This window comes from Vallitalea sp., assembly GCF_025211055.1.
GTDB lineage: Bacteria > Bacillota > Clostridia > Lachnospirales > Vallitaleaceae > Vallitalea.
Genome location: NZ_JAOARO010000052.1, coordinates 1 through 22,623, shown reverse-complemented (window position 1 = coordinate 22,623; position 22,623 = coordinate 1). Strand labels below are relative to the sequence as shown.

General features: G+C 28.4%; 20 protein-coding genes, 1 pseudogene and 1 other annotated feature. Of the genes and pseudogenes, 3 read left to right on the top strand and 18 right to left on the bottom strand.

The features are described 5' to 3' along the window. Positions 1-44: 44 nt before the first annotated feature. The 6 genes from N4A55_RS06745 to N4A55_RS06720 form a co-directional block, all read right to left on the bottom strand. Positions 45-818: an ABC transporter ATP-binding protein gene (locus N4A55_RS06745; RefSeq protein ID WP_293754800.1), complete on the bottom strand. Its 774-nt coding sequence runs from the start codon at positions 816-818 to the stop codon at positions 45-47. Positions 819-1,326: 508 nt separating this feature from the next. Then, a complete protein-coding gene (locus N4A55_RS06740) occupies positions 1,327-2,604 on the bottom strand; it encodes an L-cysteine desulfidase family protein (protein WP_293754799.1) in 1,278 nt (425 codons plus the stop codon). A 151-nt stretch (positions 2,605-2,755) separates the two neighbouring features. Then, positions 2,756-4,162, bottom strand: a complete 1,407-nt coding sequence (locus N4A55_RS06735) for an ArnT family glycosyltransferase (RefSeq protein ID WP_293754798.1) — start codon at positions 4,160-4,162, stop codon at positions 2,756-2,758. A gap of 23 nt (positions 4,163-4,185) precedes the next feature. After that, on the bottom strand, positions 4,186-5,118 hold the full coding sequence (locus N4A55_RS06730) for a glycosyltransferase family 2 protein (protein ID WP_293754797.1): 933 nt from the start codon (positions 5,116-5,118) through the stop codon (positions 4,186-4,188). A 194-nt stretch (positions 5,119-5,312) separates the two neighbouring features. Then, positions 5,313-5,741, bottom strand: a complete 429-nt coding sequence (locus N4A55_RS06725; protein ID WP_293754796.1) for a GtrA family protein — start codon at positions 5,739-5,741, stop codon at positions 5,313-5,315. 325 nt (positions 5,742-6,066) lie between these two features. Continuing rightward, complete coding sequence (locus N4A55_RS06720) at positions 6,067-6,480, bottom strand: acyl-CoA thioesterase (RefSeq protein ID WP_293754795.1); 414 nt, start codon at positions 6,478-6,480, stop codon at positions 6,067-6,069. Positions 6,481-6,711: 231 nt separating this feature from the next. On the opposite strand from N4A55_RS06720, the gene N4A55_RS06715 reads away from it, so the two are divergent. Both N4A55_RS06715 and proS read left to right on the top strand, forming a co-directional pair. Continuing rightward, the gene (locus N4A55_RS06715; protein ID WP_293754794.1) at positions 6,712-7,800 is read left to right on the top strand and encodes a hypothetical protein; all 1,089 of its coding nucleotides are present in this window, start codon (positions 6,712-6,714) and stop codon (positions 7,798-7,800) included. A gap of 80 nt (positions 7,801-7,880) precedes the next feature. Then, positions 7,881-8,091 (top strand) — a binding site (T-box leader). Positions 8,092-8,137: 46 nt separating this feature from the next. Next, positions 8,138-9,574, top strand: coding sequence for a proline--tRNA ligase (gene proS / locus N4A55_RS06710; RefSeq protein WP_293754793.1), 1,437 nt, complete (start codon positions 8,138-8,140; stop codon positions 9,572-9,574). Between the two features lie 96 nt (positions 9,575-9,670). Here proS and N4A55_RS06705 read toward each other — a convergent pair whose 3' ends face one another. From N4A55_RS06705 to N4A55_RS06650, 12 genes and pseudogenes are all read right to left on the bottom strand, one after another. Next, positions 9,671-10,912: a hypothetical protein gene (locus N4A55_RS06705; RefSeq protein ID WP_293754792.1), complete on the bottom strand. Its 1,242-nt coding sequence runs from the start codon at positions 10,910-10,912 to the stop codon at positions 9,671-9,673. A 20-nt stretch (positions 10,913-10,932) separates the two neighbouring features. Next, complete coding sequence (locus tag N4A55_RS06700) at positions 10,933-12,933, bottom strand: peptidoglycan-binding domain-containing protein (RefSeq protein WP_293754791.1); 2,001 nt, start codon at positions 12,931-12,933, stop codon at positions 10,933-10,935. An 87-nt stretch (positions 12,934-13,020) separates the two neighbouring features. Beyond that, on the bottom strand, positions 13,021-13,413 hold the full coding sequence (locus N4A55_RS06695; RefSeq protein ID WP_293754790.1) for a hypothetical protein: 393 nt from the start codon (positions 13,411-13,413) through the stop codon (positions 13,021-13,023). A gap of 388 nt (positions 13,414-13,801) precedes the next feature. Next, entirely contained in the window at positions 13,802-14,044 is a 243-nt protein-coding gene (locus N4A55_RS06690; RefSeq protein WP_293754789.1) for an Imm59 family immunity protein, read from the bottom strand. A gap of 10 nt (positions 14,045-14,054) precedes the next feature. Then, positions 14,055-16,340: a TNT domain-containing protein gene (locus N4A55_RS06685; RefSeq protein ID WP_293754821.1), complete on the bottom strand. Its 2,286-nt coding sequence runs from the start codon at positions 16,338-16,340 to the stop codon at positions 14,055-14,057. Between the two features lie 33 nt (positions 16,341-16,373). Further along, the gene (locus N4A55_RS06680; RefSeq protein WP_293754788.1) at positions 16,374-16,862 is read right to left on the bottom strand and encodes a hypothetical protein; all 489 of its coding nucleotides are present in this window, start codon (positions 16,860-16,862) and stop codon (positions 16,374-16,376) included. 224 nt (positions 16,863-17,086) lie between these two features. Next, positions 17,087-17,386, bottom strand: a complete 300-nt coding sequence (locus tag N4A55_RS06675) for a WXG100 family type VII secretion target (RefSeq protein WP_293754787.1) — start codon at positions 17,384-17,386, stop codon at positions 17,087-17,089. 33 nt (positions 17,387-17,419) lie between these two features. Further along, on the bottom strand, positions 17,420-17,722 hold the full coding sequence (locus N4A55_RS06670) for a WXG100 family type VII secretion target (protein WP_293754786.1): 303 nt from the start codon (positions 17,720-17,722) through the stop codon (positions 17,420-17,422). A 54-nt stretch (positions 17,723-17,776) separates the two neighbouring features. Beyond that, entirely contained in the window at positions 17,777-18,103 is a 327-nt protein-coding gene (locus tag N4A55_RS06665) for a WXG100 family type VII secretion target (protein WP_293754785.1), read from the bottom strand. A gap of 583 nt (positions 18,104-18,686) precedes the next feature. Further along, the gene (locus N4A55_RS06660) at positions 18,687-18,905 is read right to left on the bottom strand and encodes a hypothetical protein (RefSeq protein WP_293754784.1); all 219 of its coding nucleotides are present in this window, start codon (positions 18,903-18,905) and stop codon (positions 18,687-18,689) included. 718 nt (positions 18,906-19,623) lie between these two features. Beyond that, positions 19,624-20,090 (bottom strand): annotated as a pseudogene (locus N4A55_RS06655) (transposase); the annotation flags it as partial. A 673-nt stretch (positions 20,091-20,763) separates the two neighbouring features. Next, positions 20,764-20,919 carry a hypothetical protein gene (locus tag N4A55_RS06650; protein WP_293754783.1) on the bottom strand — a complete coding sequence of 52 codons (156 nt, stop codon included), beginning with the start codon at positions 20,917-20,919 and terminating at the stop codon, positions 20,764-20,766. 587 nt (positions 20,920-21,506) lie between these two features. On the opposite strand from N4A55_RS06650, the gene N4A55_RS06645 reads away from it, so the two are divergent. After that, positions 21,507-22,034 carry an AAA family ATPase gene (locus tag N4A55_RS06645; RefSeq protein ID WP_293754782.1) on the top strand — a complete coding sequence of 176 codons (528 nt, stop codon included), beginning with the start codon at positions 21,507-21,509 and terminating at the stop codon, positions 22,032-22,034. The last annotated feature ends 589 nt before the right edge of the window (positions 22,035-22,623 follow it).

Below are 22,623 nucleotides of genomic sequence, written 5' to 3'. Positions count from 1 at the left end.
TTAACGTCCTTTCCCTACATATTTGGTTATAATACATTAGTCATCTATACATGATTAACTGCTTTTTTATATAATTGGAAGAATGCATCTTCAAGATTTTCTGTTTTTGTTTCATTCAATACATTTTGTATAGTACCATCAATAACTTTTTTCCCGTTGATGATAATGGCTATTCTATCGCATAGCTTACTAGCAACTGTCATAATATGTGTTGAAACAATAACTAGTTTCCCTCTTTCTTTTAGAGTTACTAGGTATTCTTCAACTGCTCTTGCTGTAATTATATCCAATCCATTAGTTGGTTCATCAAATATAACAATATCTGGATCGTGTACTAGGCTAACAGCAATTGATAGTTTTTGTTTCATACCTGTTGATAATTCACTAATTTTCTTATCTGCAAATTTATTTATCTTAAAGTAATCAAAAAGTTCCTTTTTCCTTAATGTTATTTGTTTATTAGTCATTCCATGAAGTTTACCAAAAAACTCCATTGTATAATTAGGGGTAAAATGTTCATCTAATTTTAATTCATTAGTTAGGAATCCTATTCTTTTTCTAACTTCTGAACTATCTTTTACAACATCATATCCATTCACATTTATAGAACCTTTAGTGGGTTTTAATAGGGTAACTATACTTCTTAGGGTTGTAGTCTTCCCCGCACCATTAGGTCCTAAAAGACCAAATATCTCACCTTGATTAGCAGTAAAAGAAACATCGTTAACAGCTACTTTAGTACTTTCTTTAGTTTTTAATTCTTTTTTTTGTTTATAGTTAAGCTTATATATCTTAGTTAAATTCTTAACTTCTATCATTTGACAAACCTCCTATACGTAATTATTACTGTATATTTTGTATATGTACAGCATATATAGAAGTTACTATTTTGTCAAGACCATTTATCTTTTTTGAGTAAAATCAGATAATCATTACTCATAAATTAGTTTGACGTAACATCTATAGTAAAATAATGCAATATTTTTATTAAAAATTACTATATCTTCGAACATACTTCTCTTTGTTATTTTATAGTTAATTTAATGAAAATTTTAAAGATTAAAACATAGACAATATAAAGTTAGATAACTTTTTATAAGTGAGCTTTATAAGAATAATAATATTAAGAAATTACTGTATTTCCCTAGAGAAGGTATAGGGTAATATTACGTCAGATTAAACGTCCATGATAAACTTGCTAAACTCGCCGTACGTGGCTCGGCTACTCTATATTATCCCTATACTTATATGCTAGGATTGTTATTATATAACTTGATGGTTATTGATATATATTTAATAGTATACAAGGGACTGAACCTATAGTAACTATTTGTTATTCTTTGATATCATTATATCTAGTATCATCTTGTCTGTTTCTTCCATGCCTTTTGAGCCTATGCAGGTTAGATTTTTAATGCAAGTTTCTATGTTTTCATCGATAATGCCTTCCGTTTTGGTTATTTCAATATTTCCAAGAGATAGTATGGTTGAATTGAATGAAGCCTCCACTACAGTAGCTACTTTCAAGGCACAACCTGTCTTTGCTCCATCACATATCATACCACTTACATCACCTATCATATTTTTAATAGTTGATTTGACATTATGTATATCTCCACCTAGAAGGTATGTCATACCACAACCAGCTCCAATACCTGCTACGATCACTCCACATAATGCAGATAGTTTTCCAAGATTTGTTTTAATATGTATTGCTACTAGGTTACTAAGAATTAAAGCTCTCGCTAATTCTTCTTCACTTTTATGTAACCATTCTGCTATAGCTACTACTGGTAAAGTAGCAGTTATTCCTTGATTACCACTTCCTGAATTGGTCATAACAGGGAGTGGACATCCTGCCATTCTAGCATCAGATGCAGCTGCTGATAACCTGATAGCGTAGTTTTTCATATCATCAGCAATCAAATTGTTCTTTATATTTTTTTCAATGGTTTTTCCTACTTTTAGTCCATATTCTTTGTTCAAGCCTTCAAGTGCTATTTTTTTATTCATTATGGCACCTTCAAGTATGAACTTTATCTCGTGAAATGGTGTGTTTTGTACAAATCTGTAAATACTGTCAATACAAATAGCTACTTTATAATCTTCTACTTCAACTACTTCAGATAATTTATCCATAATAACATCATCATTATAAGATATGAATACTATATCAGTATGACCACCTTGTATTATAACATGAGCTTGATTATTTTTTCCAATTACAGTTGCATCAATATACAACTTACAATCTTTGTCTGCTACTTCTATTTTAATTCTATTTTGATCTATAATGTTGTTAGCCTGATTCACATGAGTTTCTTTTACTTTAGATAACACTTCAAGTCCTAGTTTTGATTCACCTACAATAGCACCAAGAGCAGCAGCTATATGAATACCAACTTGACTTGTTCCTGGTATACCTACACCCATGGCATTTTTAATGATATTAGGACTTAACAATAGTTCAATTTTTTCTACATCTTCATCTAATACTTCTTTTGCTTTCGCAACACAAAGTGCTATAGCTATTGGTTCGGTACAGCCTGTAGCTGGCTTTACTTCTTTATTTATTAAATCTATAAACGATTGAACATTGCACATAAATTAGACCTCACCTTTCGTATAATCATCATTATTATTGTACAATAGAAGATACAATAATTACAGTTTTTTAGACTAGCTAGGCTAATAAACTTATTTATTAAACCAAAATACAATAAAATCGTAAAAATGTAAAGTATGATTTTACATATTATATCATTTTTTTGCTATTTATTCTATCTATCATAGTAAAGATACTGTTCCCAGCTAGAATAAAAACTAAAGGCATTGCTACATATTTGTATCTGAAACTTATTTCAATCAAAAAGTGCACCCCTGTATAGATGGTTAATACATAATATAATAAGTATACATAACCTGTTTTATAAGGTCTATAATATTTTATCAATCCATATAAAACAAAACCTATTAATAACGTATAGAAGATTTTTTCAAATTCTTGCACCTGCCTATATATATAGTCAAAGCTTATTCCTGCTTTTCTTATGTCTTTATTTATTAGATGTGGAAAAGTGAATACACCTAATTCAAAATCTCCCCACATATACCTAACTTTTTTAACCATCAATGATAATATTCTTGTTGGAGATATTAATAAACGCTCTTTTATCAATTCTTTTTCCTGAGATAATAATTTTTCATCAATAGGAACATTATACAGCATCAATATCTTAGCATCTTCTTCAGAAAAGCGACCTGATGTCTTCTCGTTCAATCCTGTAACGAGTTTCCAATAAGGATTATTGTTTTTAAGTCCGTTATCTGTTACACCTGTTATAATACTGAGACCCCAAATACTATAGAATATTATAAGATAAGATATAAGACAGACTACAAAGTGTTTGAGGTGTATTTCTTCGGTTTGCCTATAATAATTAAAAATACACATGATGAAAATAGCAATTATAAAAACTATCCCTATAGGACGTAGTGAATTACCTATTGCAATGAACAGCCCTGCAAGAATCCATTTTTTGTAACTGTTCTGGTACTTAACAATACAGTATAATGCTATATAATAAAACAGTGTGGCTATATGCTGGTTAGTAAGTACTGGCGCCATAAAAAATATTGGAATATAGACGGCATGTAAAACTCCAGCAACCCTGCCTGCAAATTCATTAAATATAATTTTACCTATTATATAAACCAAATAATTAGTACTAGCAATAAAAAAACAATTGATAATCTTTAAGAGAAATATACTGTCACCGAATATCTTAATAATTAATCCTTGATAAACTGCAAATATGGTCTGATATGGAAAAGATAAGAAGTATTGAAACTCTTTGAATGAGTAATCACCAATAGCAAATAACCTAGCAGCTCTTAACATTACCTCAAAATCTGATATTGGTGGAGTTCTCACAATTATAATCATAGCAAGCTTAGTTACTAATGAGAATATAAATAGAAGTAAACCAAAATAAGGAATCCTTAGTCTAATAATTAAATAAAGAATGAAGAAAAGAACACAAACAGGTATAATATAGAGAATGTTCAATTTCTCTACATAGATAAAATATATATTTATAACAAAAACTAGTCCAAAGAAAAGTATCATATACACATCAAATATTTTCTGTAACCTTTTCAAATCTAACACCTCTTAATATTATGTTATACTTTAGTACTTTCATATTTATTGATAAAATACAAAGGTCTATTCTTAGTTTCATTGAAAATCCTGCCAACATATTCACCTAATACTCCTATGCTGACCAACTGAATACTGCCTATAAATAACATAATACTAATAAGGGACGCATATCCAGGTAAATCAATCCCTATAATTAATGTTCTAAGTAAAATATATATCATATAGATGAATGCGCCAATACCTGTGATACTTCCTATGAATGTGGCTATTCTAAGAGGCAAGATTGTAAATGTAGTTATACCTTCAATAGCTAGTCCCATCAATTTACAATAATTCCACTTGGTTTTTCCTGCTGCTCTTTCATCTCTATCAAATAGGATTTCTTTCTTATTGAATCCTATTAGACTGAATAACCCTTTTGTATACCTTCCAGTTTCCTTGAACTGCTTTAGAGCATCAATGGCTTGACGATTAAGCAAACGGAAATCACCTGTATCTTCTTGAATCTCAACTTTTGCTAATTTACCTAATAATCTATAAAAACAATGAGCAGTGAATTTTTTTGTGAAGCTTTCACCTTTTCTACTGGACCTCTTAGCATAGACATCATCATATCCTGCTTCCCATTCTTTTATCATTACAGGTATTAGTCTTGGAGGATCTTGTAAATCAGCATCCATTATGATAACAGCATCCCCAGAAGCATAATCAAGTCCAGCAGCCATAGCTATTTCTTTTCCATAATTCCTTGATAAGTCTACATATGAAACCCTGCTATCTCGTAATCTCAAGGATATTATTTTGGCTAGAGTCCTATCTTTACTACCATCATTAATGAATAAAAGCTCGAATCTATAATCTATATTATTAATTACTTTTATCACTTCATCATAAAAGATGTCAATTACTTCTTCTTCGTTATAACATGGTACCAATATGGTTATGGTCTTCAATTCTCTATCCTCCTAAATGCCATTTTATGTGAACTAGAACTTAAATGTTAATATTTGTTTGTTGCTTTTAAAGTCCATAATAGTATTTTTCAATATAGATAATATTATACATTTTAGTAAAGCTTTCTAGTTATTAAATATACTAAAAACTTTTATTAATATCCTTCAATTTATTTATCTCTCTTATTATAAAATCATGTTCTGAATACCAAAAACTGTGAAAACAGGTAATTAAGTATAAGTACTAATACGCTTATGATCATTTTTGATATTATAGCTTCCATTCTCAAAGATGTAAGTACAAATACTCCTCCTATCTCAATTAACATAGTTATACCCCTAGATGAAAAGAAACTAAACGCTTCAATAATAAGTTCCTTGGTAGTACGGCAACTGCTTCTAAAAACAAATATCTTATTAGTAACATAAGCAAATATTACTGCACAAATAACTGATATTATATTTGCTATATTAGGATTCATATTAACTGGATAGGCTAGAAGCCAGAACACCCCAAAGCTGATAAAAGTAGTCAAGCTACCAATAAATACATACCTAAAAATCTTTCCCAACTGTTCATTATGCATTATTTCTTTTATATAATCAATTAGTCTTTTTATCATATGATTTTCCTATCCTTCTTAATGACTCTGAAAAGCCAAAACTTATTTTATATAGTTAATATCATTAATGTTTATTATATTAATATTTTTATTATAATATACATATTATATATTACAACGTTATTTATATGTATATTGTAACTAAAAAGATAGTAATTCAAGTTATATTATAAAAATATATCTTATATTATATTAATACTATATATGCAATTTATAAACTATATTTATAATAAAAGATGAGTTATAATATGAAAAGATTTGTTTTTATTTATATAACATTTATCATATCTTTTATTACTCTAATCTTTTTTAGATTAGAGTTTTATTAATAAATCTTTTCTAATTTCTCCCACATCTCTGGCTTAACCTTTTTTATGTTAACTATCTTAAAATTATTGTCAACAAAAGTATGTTTGGTACTGCCCTTAGCAATAATCTTATTATCTTCCCGTCTTATCACATGGTAATTGAAAACCATCTTTACTGGATTCATTTCTTCTATCCAAACCTTTATAATAAGTTCATCCTCATATTTGGCACCATCTATATATTTACACCATGATTCTAATACAGGCATCAGGATACCCTCTTTTTCCATTCCTCCATAGGTCATTCCTATCTTAGTTATATATTCCCCTCTTGCTATTTCAAACCATGGATAATATTTTGAATGATGTACAACCCCCATCTGGTCAGTTTCAACATATCTTACTTTTATTTTTGTTTCATGCACATACATAAGAGAACCTCCTATTTTTATTTTTTCAGACTCTATTTAATCATATCTGAGTATTAAAATTTATTATATATAAAAACTGTACATATAACAAGAGACTTTTGTTGCTGCTAGGAATTGCTTTAATGATATATTTTCATGAGAAATTAGAAATATACTTGAATATATTGACTTCACAATTATGATAAAGTAAAATTGTAGCTATAAGTGTTATCATAATGAGAGGTGGAAAGTATGGATAATAAAAAATCAAATAGTGTATTACTTGATGGAGTCAGGTCTGCATTAATAGCTTTTTTAATTACTTTAGGTTTTTCTTTAGTAATATCAATAATTTTTAATATCTCCTTTTTTGAAGATTTCAATAATCTTATGTCAGGTAATTTAGGTGGAGACAAAGGAGCTACAGCAACTAGTATAGTAAGAATAACTGTCATGATATTTAACTTTTCATTATTTAATACTGTAGGAACTATTAAATTTGGAATTATTATTTTTATTTTTATACCTGTTATATCTTTTTGGTTAGCTAATAAACAAATTGATAGAAATGGGGATATGGGTTCATCTAACATTATTGTTTATGTAATAAGCTCCTTCATATTTGCTTTGTTACAATTTTTTATTTCCTTAATTACTAAGGGTAATCTAGTAGAAGGTATACCAATTAATTTTGCTACTTTTAATAATCTATTAACTACTTTTATTTTAAGTTTACTGATTCAAATCTTTATAAAACTTAATTATAAGAGTGATACTAAAAATGGTGGAATCAACGCTTTTAAGAATACTTACAGAATAATGGGATTAATAGGAACTGTTATCATATTAACAGGTCTTATCTTGGGATTTGGTAATTATAGTAAGCATGGTATATTAATAATTATTGCTATTATACTAATGTTACCTAATATGATTGCTTATAGTTTCTTTTATATGATAGGTCTTACAATGGAATTTAATGATAAGCTTCAAGAAGTATTGAACAAATATATTAATATTGATTTAACTTTTGAGAACAATATGTATATCAGATATTTAGCAATTATTATTTTTATTTTAATAGTTGCCTATGTTGGGTACAAAATGGATAAAGAAAAGTTAATTAGAAATACTATCATATATTCAGTATCATTAGGTCTTTTTATTGGAACTCTAGGATATTGCTCAAGTATTAATTTTATTGATATTGATTTTATTGGTAGTATTGAATTTAGTATCAGCAGTATTTTATTATCTACTATTATACCTTTTGTTACTGTGTGGATTATAGTTTTAATATATTATTTAATTAAAAAAGTTAAAGATATCATCAAGGAATAGAAAGATAATTACATACCTTGACAAAAATGATATTCTACATTAGAATCATATAATAAATAGTAATAAAAATTAATTATAGATATTTGATGTTGAAGAGAATTAGTAGATATTGATGTATCATTTCAGAGAGGGAGTTATAGCTGTGAAACTTCTATGAGATCAATATTGAACCTATCTTGGAGTTCTGTATGAAAGTGCAGCGGCTGCCTTCCGTTATAAGGACACGAGATAATAATTATATTTTTTGATTATTAACTAGGGTGGTACCACGAATACAACTTCGTCCCTTTTGGGATGGAGTTTTTTTAATATATAGATATAGAAGGAGAGTGAAACTATGGCTAAGAAAGATAAGTTTGTAGAAGCAATTACATCAATGGATGAAGATTTTGCTAAATGGTATACTGATGTAGTTAAAAAAGCTGAGCTAGTTGATTATTCAAGTGTTAGAGGATGTATGGTTATTAAGCCTTATGGTTATGCCATATGGGAATTACTTCAAAGACAATTAGATGACAGATTCAAGGCAACTGGACATGAGAATGTTTATATGCCAATGTTCATACCAGAAAGTTTACTTGAAAAAGAAAAGGACCATGTAGAAGGTTTTGCTCCAGAAGTAGCTTGGGTTACACATGGAGGAACAGAAAAATTAACTGAAAGATTATGTGTAAGACCAACTTCAGAAACATTATTCTGTGAGCATTATTCTAATGAAATTCAATCCTATAGAGATTTACCTAAGTTATACAATCAATGGTGTTCTGTAGTTAGATGGGAAAAGACTACAAGACCATTCTTACGTTCATTAGAATTCTTATGGCAGGAAGGTCATACAGCTCATGCTACAGCTGATGAGGCAATGGAAGAGACAATTAATATTCTTAATCTATATGCAAAATTCTGTGAAGATGTTCTTGCTATACCAATGATAAAAGGGCAAAAAACAGACAAAGAGAAATTTGCAGGAGCAAAAGCAACTTATACTATTGAAAGTTTAATGCATGATGGAAAAGCTCTTCAATCTGGGACATCTCATAATTTTGGTGATGGATTCGCAAAAGCTTTTGATATTACTTATACAGATAAAGATAACAAGTTATCTCATGTTCATCAAACATCTTGGGGAGTTTCCACAAGATTATTAGGTGGTATAATAATGGTTCATGGTGATGATAACGGATTAGTTCTTCCACCAATGATTGCTCCAACACAAGTTATTATCATACCTATCATGCAGAAAAAAGAAGGGGTACTTGATAAAGCTAATGAAGTAAAAAAAGCACTTAGCAAGTTTGCTAGAGTTAAGCTTGATGATTCTGATAAGAGTCCTGGATGGAAATTCAGCGAACATGAAATGAAAGGTATTCCTCTAAGAGTTGAATTAGGTCCTAAGGATATAGAGAAAAATCAAGCTGTTATTGTAAGAAGAGATACTAGAGAAAAATATTTTGTATCCCTTGATGAGCTTCATCATAAAGTAACTGAGCTTTTAGAAGATGTCCAAAAGAGTATGCTTGAAAAGGCAAGAATTCATAGAGATAAACATACTTACACTGCAACAACTATGGATGAATTATCAGATATAATGAATAATAATCCAGGTTTTGTAAAAGCAATGTGGTGTGGAGATACTTCTTGTGAAGAAAAGATCAAGGAAGAAACAGGTGCTACATCCAGATGTATCCCATTTGAGCAGGAAGAAATTTCGGATGTTTGTATTTGCTGTGGTAAACCAGCTAAGAAAATAGTTTATTGGGGTAAAGCGTATTAATAAATTATTTTTTATCTAGCTTAATTATTTGATGATGATTAATATAGAAGGTAGAATCTTTATTTTATGATTCTACCTTCTATATTATATTTATTATCATTTTGTTAACTTAACTACTTCTCCATTAACTTGGATAATTATTTCATCTGGGTCAAGATAATTATTTTTGAATAGAAATAAATTCCATGACTTATTATTTAATGACAAATCAGTTTTCATCTTTCTACCATATTCATCTAAATAAGCATTAATTTCTTTTGTATCCCTATTTATGAATGATTCATATTCATTATCGAATTTTAATTGTAAGTTATCAATTTTTATCTTATCCTTAGAGTCTAGTAAATCTTCTGAATATAAGTCAATTGCATAGAAATAATCAGGCTCTATTGTCATGATATTACTTAATATATCCATTTCATTATTAACACCCGTTATATTATTAACTAAATCCGTGAAATCAAAGTTGTTTGACATTTGTGGTTGAATTATAGCTATGAACTGAATATTGTCCGATGAAAAACCTGAATAAATCACAGAAAAACTGCTTATATTATCTTGTAGAAATATTCTTTTATCATCTATGGATTTTCTGTCAGATTCTTCTATATAAAGGTTATCAAATACTTTACCTATAATATGAGCTTTTATGATATTCTCATGTGTAGGTGTCTTTTCTGCTTTTGAAGCTGCTTCATTGAATTCATTAATTTTTTCCTTAGTAAACTTTTCTATTTTAGTTGTATTTATTTTTTCACTATATTGTTGTCCACTTAATTTCCAATAATTAGTACCATTAATTTTAATAGTTAAAGGAAATCTAGATTCTTCTGTCTCTTCTAAATCAGTTAAAGAATAATTTAGCTCTTCTAGGGTTTCTAATGCAATTTCCTTAATTTTTCTATTTTCTATACTATGATTTGGTGCTTGTGTATCTAAGATGTGTTTTGTATCTATCGTTAGAGTAAGGGATTTATCATCTAATACTACCCATTTACCCGAATAGTCTATAATTTCTCTATCTCTGTCATATTGACTATATTGAAATCTAAAAGTGCCATCTTCATTAAATGTGTATATATCATCATACCCATCTCCTAATTGATTACTGGCATGCCACATACCTATTAATATTTTGCTATAATCAACATTATCATCAGCTGATTCTTCTACATCCTTTTTATCATCATTATTAGTCTTACTTTGCTCTAAAGATGTTACAGAATCTTCTATCCCTGTACCATTTACTCCTTTATTTGCTGATGTAAAATAAACTATAGCTCCAATTATCATAACCAAAACTATACAACTAATAAGCCCAACATATTGCTTTTTCATTTTATTCTCCTTTCAAAAATCTAATCATGGGTATAAAATTTATACCTTTTATAATATTTTTCACTCTCATATTTATCTTTAAAATAAAGACCATTACTTATTGAGGAACTTTTCCCTGCTTGAGCTAGATAAACTCCTTTTTTAGAATTATAATCACTACCGTGAGGTGTAGGACGAACAACTTGAACATGCCCTATACTAGGAGATTCATCAATACACGAAATAGTCATATATCCCTCATTAGCTCTTTTTTGAGCTTCTTCAGGTGTTATCTCTTTCCATCCATAATTTTCTCCTTGAGCATCTAGCCAAATAGCTAATCTATTAGCATTTAACTCAGTAGCTGTTGCATTCTTTTCATCTTGATATAAGATATATCCTTTTTTCAAGTTACGTCCTATGGCTTTTCCTGTGGCATCTTCTAAATTCCCTTTTTGATTTATCTCTACAAATCTAGGTAATTCTACACCCATTGCTATAGAGATATCCCAAGCATAAATATTACAATATGTAGCACCACCTCTAGGTACGTACCTTGGATTAGACTCTACATTAAATTGATCTATCAATTTATTATATGCTTCAGGTGTTCTTGGTCCTGAATTATATGTATATTTCGGTTTTACTGCATTCCATGATGTAGTATCAACCATATTATAATTGGAGTTAGTGTTAATCTTAGTTTCTTGTTGATTATGATGATTATTATCTATCTTAGGTTGTTCATTGGTAATCTTAGCTTCCCATGGTTTTGTTTTATAATACGTATAAAAATTAATATCCCTTTGGTCTTTTTCTGTTCTATATCTGTCAATATTACTCCATGTATTATATCCTGAATATGTTGCTCTTGGAATATTGGATTCATTACGTCTTATTGCTTCATTATATCTATTGAGAGCAACATCTAGACCACATCTTACATTGTATTCCCAATCATTTCTAATATGTTCAAAATCATATTTATCACTCCAAGATTTATCATTAAGCTGCATTATTCCCCAGTCGGTAGATGTGACTTTACCATTTTTATTCTTATTTTCATTTGCATTAGCTAATTTATCTCCTTCATATTGAGTCATTCTACTTTCTGTCCATGCTATTGCAAGCCCAATATCTTTTGGAAGTCCTATTTCATCACAGTACTGTTCTATATAGTTTACAATTTCATCATAATTAGGATTACCATATTTTCTTGTACTATTTTCAACTTTAGGTTTCTCTTGTACTTTATCTTGTACTTTTTCTCCTTCTGATTTATTAATTACTATGGGTTCTGCTTTTACAAATAAGTATTCCCATGTTGTTTCTCCAACCTTTCCTTCATATTCACCAAAATTCCATAACTTATTATTTTGTTTAAATTTTGTTATTTCTTCTAACGTTCTATCTCCAAAATAACCATCTACAGCTAATGGATTTCCCCTTGAGTCTCTATAACCTAGTTCATTTAACCTTTGTTGCATAAGCTTCACATATTCATTATATTTATTATTATCATAAGTTAGAATACCTTCAAGTTCTGGCATGGAAATTAATAAATCTTCTTTTTTTAGCTGTTTATTAGTTATGATTTCATCACTGTCCTTATCAAAAAAGTCTATTAAATGGGCTATACTCGATTTTATAGTAGATTGAATTACCCCGAAGATATCAGCAATTTTACTATTTAAGCTTAGATAATATCCTTCAATTTTATCTGTTAAATCAAGTATATCAGCTTTTGGTTCATCATTCATTTCGTTAAAACTATCCATAAGTTTTTTTTCTACATCTGCATAGGCTGTTATAGCTTGGTTGATATATTCTGATGTTCTATTTATACTTTTCTCTAGATTATTGATCTCCCTACATAGATTTCGAAGTTTTCCATCTATATTTTGCCTATATTTTATATCACTATCTAAACCACTACTTATAGATGCTAACTTATTACCAACACCACTAACTATATTAGAGATATTCTGTATATTAGCTATTTTATCTCCTAGTCCTTCCATATTTACACTTATATTATTCATACTCTTCTCCTTTATTTTATCAAATTTTTTTAATTATTGCTACATCTTAATTATCAATAATTATTTATGTGATGTATTAAAATTTGATTATGAATATATTTCTTGATAGATTTCCCACATGGTTATAAAGCTTTCGTTTAGATTTCTATTTAATTCATTTAATTTTTTGTCATATTCATTACTCATATCATCTGATTGATTTTTATCATTACTATTAACTATATTCTTTGAAGTTATAATTTCTTTATATGCTGTTACTGTCTGTTCTACCATTTTTTTGGTCACGTATAAATCATCTTCTAATTGTAGAATTTCTTGGCTTAGTTTATGAATTTCATTATTAATGTTATCTATAGTCCAATTATTAGTATTATTTACAGTCAACTTCTCATCATCAGAATAACTCATTTTGGGAGACATAGGCTTTAGTTCGATTACTTTTTCATCTATGTCTTCAACACGCTTTGTTATACTAGACATAATTTATTCCTCCTAATTTTTTATAATTGCATATAAATAAATATAGTTAAATTGTAATTAATATATTTAATAAGTATTTACTCTTATAGTATATATTCTTTATGATTTTTTCAACAAATCCTGACCAAATGCATGTTTTATGGGATGAAATGCAATAAATCAATTATTTTGGGTTATATTTGATCATAATATTGTTAATATAAGAACTCCAATCACTGTTATTTTTTAGTAATTGGAGTTCTTATATTTCAATAACTTTGAGTTGCTGTATTATGTTGTATTAGTACTAGTTAATATATTTTTATACACTTAAATTGATTTAGCTTTTTGTAATTCCTATACTTTTACCTTTTAATCTACACACTGCTGAATAAAAAAATGGTATCTATTAAAGAGTTCTTAATATTTTATCTGCTTTTAATCTTTCGATAAAATCTTCTAATGCTTTACTCTTATCTTGATACAATTGTTCTGAGATTTTGCTACATCTTTCATCAGAAGTGAATACGCTCCAATGGTCATTTACTTTACTAATACATATCTCATTTGGACTAACTTCATGATCATTAAACCAATTATAATTTTTCAATTCTTCATCCTCAATAATTTTCATTGCTTGCATATTATCCATTATTAATCACCTACTTTATTTCAAATAATATTTTTAACTCAATTAACATGTCAACTGGTAAAGGTAATTCATATTGGATACCTCCTCCTGTAGAACCAAATCCTTTTGCAATATTACCTTTTTGTACTTTTAACTTATCAAATGTTAATTTATATTTTGTCATATATGCATCAATTTTAGTTTTAAGTCTTTGATTCGTACACTCATTATAATATTTCTTAATATTATTGAAGTCACCTTCTACCTTATATTGATGATATTTAGAAGAATCTTCAATATATGGTAATGAACGCTGGTCATAATTATAGGGTTTTCCATCTATCACAGGAGATGTATATCTACCGTTACTAGGTCCATACCTATCTATTATCTCACCTTTTGATGGTATGTAATCATTTTTTATTGCCTTACCTCTATCATTAAGTACATATCCTCCTTCTGGTACCTGAGCCCAATCAATACTTCCATCTGCTTTTAAAACCTTTGGATCTTTTGGAATTTGAATTTCATCAGGCCATTTACCAGTTGATAAAAATTCCTCAGCATAATTGGTACCTTTATAATCATCAATTTTCTTAAGATATGAACTAAGATCATGAATGTCACATTTAGTTAGTTTAAGTAGTTTACTAGAAGTTTTTTCCGTAATTTCAACCATATTATTAAGTTCTTTAATTTTATCATCAGGCAAATCATCAATGTCTATTTTATATATAATTCCTTCTGGTGTCACTACTTCAAAATACTCTTTTGTTCTAGTAATGCTTCTAATAAGGTCTGGTAATTCATCTAACTTAGCAGCTATTATCTTATTTAGTCGTTTTGTTGTCTGCATTACTCCTTTTATGGCTTTTTTAAATCCACCACTTTTAACGAATTTTACTATACTTGCGGCAGTTTCTCCACCTTCAATTGCTGCACATAGGACTTCCCCTATCAAACTACCTATCATACATCCTTTATCAAAAGGTTCCGCTTCATTGTATGTATTCTTCCATTCTTCTATAGCCTGAGTTATCATCATTTTTAATGCATCTCGATATTCTTCATATACTATAGCTTTTGCCATAAATGCTGCAAAGACCTTGAGTTGAGCAGGATCTGTAATAATACTATATATTCCTTCAATAGTATCTATAACTGTTTTTAATGGCACTACAGATATTCCCCAAAACAACCCCACTCGAAATTCTTGTCCCTGTTCTTTAGCACTAGAACCGTATGTAAGTCTAGCCCAAGTATAAAAGTTATTTCTTTTTACTTCTTCTGGAAAATTCCAATGATTGATTTCATTTAAGGCATCTAATGGATAATAGTATTTAGCATAGTATTCATAGGCAGCTGAACTTTCGTATTTATTTTCATTAGTTATTATACCAAGTTCATCATCTTTAAGTGGAATAGGAGGAATGTTTTCATAGTATTCTTCAGGTAATAGATTAGCAACAAATTCAAAGGTACTATAGTCATTTTCGGTCATATTAACCCAATGTAACAAAGTCTTCAGTTTATATTCTTTTGGTAAAGCTTCGTAAGTAAAGATTAAATTATTCCCTCTATGGTATTCTTCAAATCCAAGTAAAAATTTGTAAACTGCTTCATCCAAATCTTCATCTATATTTGGATTATAATTACCATTATGGTCTGTTAAATCTACTTCAAAACCTTTATAATTCTTTAGAATATTTTCTAGTGATTTTTTCAAGCCTATAATGTCTTTTGATTTAATCTCTTCGGCTACTTTACCTTGATAAATATTTTTCTCTAATACTAATCCATCAAAATCAAGGAATTTAACTGTCTTTTCATAACCAAATTTATTATAACTTATATATTTATAGTTGTCAGTATTATTAATAACCTTTTTACTAGAGAAAAAGTCACTTAGATTCTTAATAGTAGTAAAAAGCCCTCCAAAGATTCCAAAGAGCCCTATTTTAGATAAGAAATTAAATCCTTTTAAAATAGGAATATCATTGTTGTAATTATTTTCTATTTTATTATGTTGAGTCATATTATTAAGATTACATACAAGACATTCTAATTCTCTTTCTGTTTTTTCATATTGATTTTTTGTATTCTTAACAAAATCACTCAATTCATATAAATTTCTAGCAATTTCATCTAAATTTTTTTGAATGTACAACATCTCACTACCTATACTATCTCTATATTTTATATCACTATCCAGAGAATAATTAAGGGAACGAAATGAGTCTTCAATTTCTGATACATTATTCGAGCATCTCCTCAAGGTGTGTTCATTTTTACCAAGATCCCTGGTTTTTATCCACATATTACCCAAAAGCCATCACCTATAATTCATATCTTATTTTTTCCATGTTCTTATATAAATATTTTTTCCCTCTTCAATAACCCCTTTAGTCACTCTCGACATTGTAATTTGTTCTTTATTTAGTAAAGGGCATGATTCTACAGTTTTTATAATGTTTAGGTTAATATTATTGATTGTATCTTTATTTTTTTCTACTAATGAATATACTTTTTTACGCTTATTTGGAGATTCATTTTGTTGATACATTTGATACAACTTGTTAATCTTTTCTTCAGATTTTCTATACTCGTCACATGAATATACAAGTAACTCCTCATAATTCTTAGTAGTCAAAATAATTCTACTAAGATTTTCATCTACTTCCCTCATCAAATTATTGATATTACCTATATCTTTGATTTCTTCATCTAGATTATTTTTAGTTGTTTCGTAGTCATAAGCTATTGACTTAATCTTTCTCTGTATATCATTAATTTTTTCTGCTAGAATGCTCATGTGTTGTAGTTGAGCTGTTATTTGCAACCATGCCACCACCTTAAAACTATTCTATGTGTTAGAAAATGTTCCTAGTAAAGTCTAATAGTAAGACTCTTTTCGTATAGAAATCTTCTTTTATAAAAAAGCAAAATAGAGGACTGCCAATTAGTCCTTTAATTTAGCTAGATAAACGGGTAAGGGTGTAAAGATATAATATATGGATATATTAAAAGCTAAATTATAAATAGGCAGTCCTTTTAAATATTTTATTATGAGAATAAATCTGCAGTTGCTTTATCTATAGCAGTTTCTGCTGAAGAGTAATCATTAGCAGCATTAGTTAAAAATGTTGAATATGAAACTATAACTTGTGAATAATTATCAAAATCGTTTTTTAAACCTCGAAATCTGCTTATAAATTGTTCTGCTGCATCACTTTTCCAGTTTGCCTGTAAATTATTCATTAGTCCAGTTATATCATCCATGATTTCATTAAATTGTGTGTTAATATTTGCTATATTAGAAGATGTATCTTCTAACATCTGTGTAGTAACCGTAAACTTTGCCATATATATCCTTCCTTTCTATTATATATTTTTAATTTATCTTGCTAATTTACCTGCATTACTTACAATATTTTCTTCTGTTTTTCTATATACATTTGCAGCTTTCATTAAAAATTCAGCGTAATTTCTGAGAACTTTTTCTAATTTTTCAAACTGAGGTCTGAAATTAGTAATTTGTTTAGCATAAGCGGCATTACCTTCACCTTTCCACTTACTGTCTAGATTATTTACTTCAGTCATTAATTTCTCATATAATGTTTTATATGCATCTACCTTTTGAGTTACAAGCCCTGATTGTTTTTCTAATTCTCCTGGTGTTACATCAATTGATCTTGACATAATATAAACCTCCTTTTAATTATAAGTAATTCCTTGTTATTTCTTTCATTCATTTTAATCATAATAGTCCGATTGTCTTTCTAACCAATCGTAATATGCATCAAGTCTTCTATCATCCTCTCTTTTAATGTCATAGGCAACATCAGATATTCTAGTTGCTATCTCAGACATTTTTTTGGATGTAGAATTTATGTCTCCTTCTAGCATCTCACCTTGACCGATAAATTCTCTGGATGCTTCACCTTTCCATATGTACACTATATCATTAATGATATTATTCAAATCTCTTGACTCATTACTTAAATCACTTGACAATTGTCTTATTTTTCTTACTTGATTCATAACATGTGAATAATTGATTCTTCTTCTAGGTCGGACCATTTTTTTCCTCCCTTTGCAATACTTTACTTATCAATATATTGATTTGTTTTTTATTATGTTTTCTTACAAGTACTATGATATAGAATATTTGATTTATTTTCAACAAATCCTGACGAACGACATGTTTTATGGGATAAAATGCATTCAAAAGTAAATATGACCAAAAAAACATATTTTTCTTTATGAAATATTACCAATAGAAAATTGTCATATTTTGTAATATTTTTAGAGTGGTATATGATGATATCCCATATGATATAATTGATGATTCAAGATATTTTTCAACTAAAACTTAAGTCTAAAATATATTTTATACCCATAAGAGGAGCTGCAAATATAAAAGTCAATCCACTTTTATTTTTTTTGGGATTACTTTGATTCATCTTTCTAATAAAGTTCTTTATCATTAGTACATTTATTTAATAAAGTATTGCATGATTATAATTGTCTTTAATCTATTCAAATATCCGCAAGATGATCTGCTTCAGGATAGTTTAGATATAGTATTTCTTCATACAACTCTATTCTGGCGCTGAGTCTGATGCTTCAACACCCTTAAATACCATTGTGTCAGCATTTGCATTCACAGAAAACGAACTTTAAGAGGACTAAGATTACCATAAATATCAGATCTGAAAAATCTTACTTTCAGTAGTTTGCCATTGTAACGTATAGAATCAGCTGCATCATCAACTGTTTGAGCTATAGCGTTTTTACTAACATTTTGTAGTGATAGAACTATACCGAGGGTGGTACCAGAAACAGAAACATATGTTCCGGTAAAAAGCAGTCCAGCACTCAAACCTGCTAGTCCAATATCCATAATCATTGGACTGATTTAATTTATGAGATTTTACATTTACATAATCACTATCATGAAAGGGCTAATCTTAGCCCTTTTTATTGTATTAATGAATACCACGGGCTATGACTGTGGTTCTGAAAAGCTTATATCTATGAGTAAAAAAAATGCAGTTGGCAGACTATTCAATGAGTCTTGAAACTCAGCTAGTAATATACCCTTATAGGTTAAGTGCAAACCACCCGTTTTACGGGTGGTGGTGATTAACTTAAAAATTAAAAATATTTTTATGTTTTATTCTCTATTATTTGATATAATAAGTATTATTTTATGTATTTCATACAACCAAGAGAATGAATACTTATTCAAATTATTAATATTACTTTTTGATGAATTATGCCCATATGCTTTTTTTCATCTATGTACACTATATCCTCAATTTACTATTGAAAGGAGTACCTCATGTTCCATGATACGTTAAATTATCGTGAAGTGTTAACTGATGTTCAAATTTTTAGTTATATGTTTATTTTGTTAGGCATCTTTGTGTGTTTTTGAGTTGTATCATCTATGTATTTTCGCTATTTGATAAGAACGATAAAGATATTTATAAAAATAGAATAAAATATTTTCTTAAAGCAAGTGCATTTTTTTTAATAGTAGCAATTGCATTGTTAATAGTTTTCTAGAAAATTTATTTAAGGGTATTTACCTAAAAAATGTCATCGTATTCATGATAAATTGCTTTAATTTTATCATGTGTTTTCAATTTTTGTGCATTATAAACACCCCTTCGATTTTTCAGAAAGTTATAATAAGCATTTGGACAGATATTAAATTTATTAAGTAACCATCTAACACCAAATTCATGGTGATTTTCTTGAATAAATCGATACTCCGCTAATCGATTTCCTTTGCGAAAAATGCCGCTGCTTTTTTTAAGAATTTATTTTCCTTTTCAAGTTCTTCTAACTTTTTTCGCAAATTCCTGTTTTCTAACATATAATCATAATCTTGTTTACTTTCGGGAGTTAATTGGCATTCTTCGCTAAATGTTTTACACTATGTGTTAATGGCTGATTTTGATACGTTGTATTCTTCACAAATACTTTTTACAGTTCTACCTTCTTCAAGTCTTAATCTTACTATGCGTTTTTTGAATTCATCATCATAATATTTTGACATAATTGGCACATCATTTCTTATATTAATGTTATACCAAAAAGTCATCTTTGTTACAACTATATTTTATCACAACAAAGTAAACCTACAATACTGAATAAATATTTCATATCCATTCACCTTCCTATAGCGATAGCATTCAGCTTTTACATTGACTAGCTTTGGGTTATCATTGGGTTTATTCGAGGTCAATGACTATTTTAAATATTTTTTTATTGTTTTTTGCTTTTTAGCATTGATATAATATAAGTTAGGGAGGGAAGATTGATTTGAAGGTTAAAAGCAATAAAAAGAAATCATTTATGTTATTAGTGGTTACATCAATTATCGTCATTACATACAGTATAATATCCTATGGCTATATCACATTATTTTTTGCATTTGGACTTGATGATACGAATAATAATATTAATCTCGTTCAACTTCAAACACGTGTTATTTCATTTTTTTCTTTGATACCGATTATAATTAATATTGGCAACCTTATTCTTATATGGATATTAAGCATAAAGGTCACAATAAATAGAATATGGTATATTATAATTATTGTATGGATAATACTTTGTCCTTGGATATTTTACTTGTTAGGAACTCAGTTTTTAACTTGACTATGTTATTCAAAATAAACCCCTATAGATATTATACTTATCAATAGGGGTTATATAATTCATATTGTTTAATTAAAGCTATCCATCATGATTACAAATGTATTAAATCTTGTTGCCATAGCTTTATAATAAAATGTATCTACAGGTCCACCACCTAATTTTCTCAAAGTATTTTTTGCAATTAAGCTATTATCTGTCATAGTATCTGTAATTTCTTTTTCCATCTTTTCTTTTCCACCAAAAGAGCTAATGAATTTTGTGGTCTTATGTCAAGAAAAAGGAGAAGTTAAATTCGTAATAATTGTATTTAGCTAAACACAGGATTTTACGAGTTTGAGTTGTCCTATTTATATTCTAGCATCAACTATTCAATGCAAGCACCCTCTTATTATAATGATTAGACATATAGAATCTACCTATATTAATACTTACAAAGTATGTTGATTTTCTATGTGTAATCATCGTATTATCAACAGTACCTATAGGATAGGATAATGTTATCAACATAACATATCTTATATGTACAGAAAATACAGCATTATGTTAAAATGTATCTAAGTGGTTTATTATTATGGATAGTTACAGAGGTGCAGTAAAGTATCATATATATGCTCATAATAACGCTATTCATTTAATTTATTGGGAATGATATTTGCATTGAAAGGATATGTCTGATAATATTATTTTATTATCGAAAATTTGTTACTTAGATGAAATTGGCTCATTCATTTCTAAGTAATTATTATAGTGATTAAAGATAATCAATAGATCTATTACAGAAATTTTATTATAATTGGAGGTATCATTGAAGATGGGGACAATATATATTTTCAGAGGAAAGGCGGCAACTGGTAAATCAACATTAGCCAATATGATTGGTAAAAATCTATCAATTCCTGTTTTTTGTAAAGATGACATTGTAGATGCATTGAAAAGTAGTACCAATATTGATAAAAGATTTATTAGAAATGAGATTTGCTATAATATTCTATTAAGAATGATCCAAAGAAGCCTTGATTTAAATACTGATATCATATTAGACATTGCTCTTGGTGACAGAAGGCATGCGAAAGCCTTTTTTGATAGGTTAGACTTTAAAGACAATAAAATTATGAAATTTTTTCTTAACTGTAGTGATGTAGATGAATGGAAAAGAAGACATGAGGAAAGGCTTAAAAATCCCTTACCACATCAATCTTTTAGGTCAATTGACCATGTATTTGAGCATTATAAAAAGTTAGATGTAAATCCTTTTGATGATGAATATATAATCGATACTAGCAAATCTGTTGAAGATAGTTTACAACAAATTGATAACATCATAAATACTTATACATAATGTGTAATGCTTTAACATTGTATTCTTATTTGTTGGGGGTAGGCTATCCTTCTAAGGTCACCGCCCTCCATATGAGGCATGGGACGTTTTGAGCGACTCACTTGATACAATATACAAGGGGATGACATATTTTAAAGTAACCATATGATTAATAACAGATGTAGTTACTTAAGGGAAGCCAGAGCCCCGTTATCACTAAACGTATACTTATTGTCATAAGAACCCAATCATTTTTATAAACCCGAGTGGACATCTGCAAGAGTAATATATGATTCCGAAAAATATAATTGATAAAAGTAGTTCTCTTTTATTTTCTTAAAGCAATATTTAGAGATACATTTATAACAAACAATGTTCTTGAAAGACAGTATATCAATATTAATGAATGTAATTAGAAATGATTATATGCAATGTAAATATATTTTAGAATCTGATTCTATATAAATAACTTAGATATTGTTATAGAGCAATAGTCACGTTTCTATAACTTCAAATAAAAAAATAACCATGAGCAAAGCGCAAGAGCATTGAGGTCAATCCCTCATAATTGTATCTATTGAGAAGTGCAGGTATCCTTATAGAGTATATA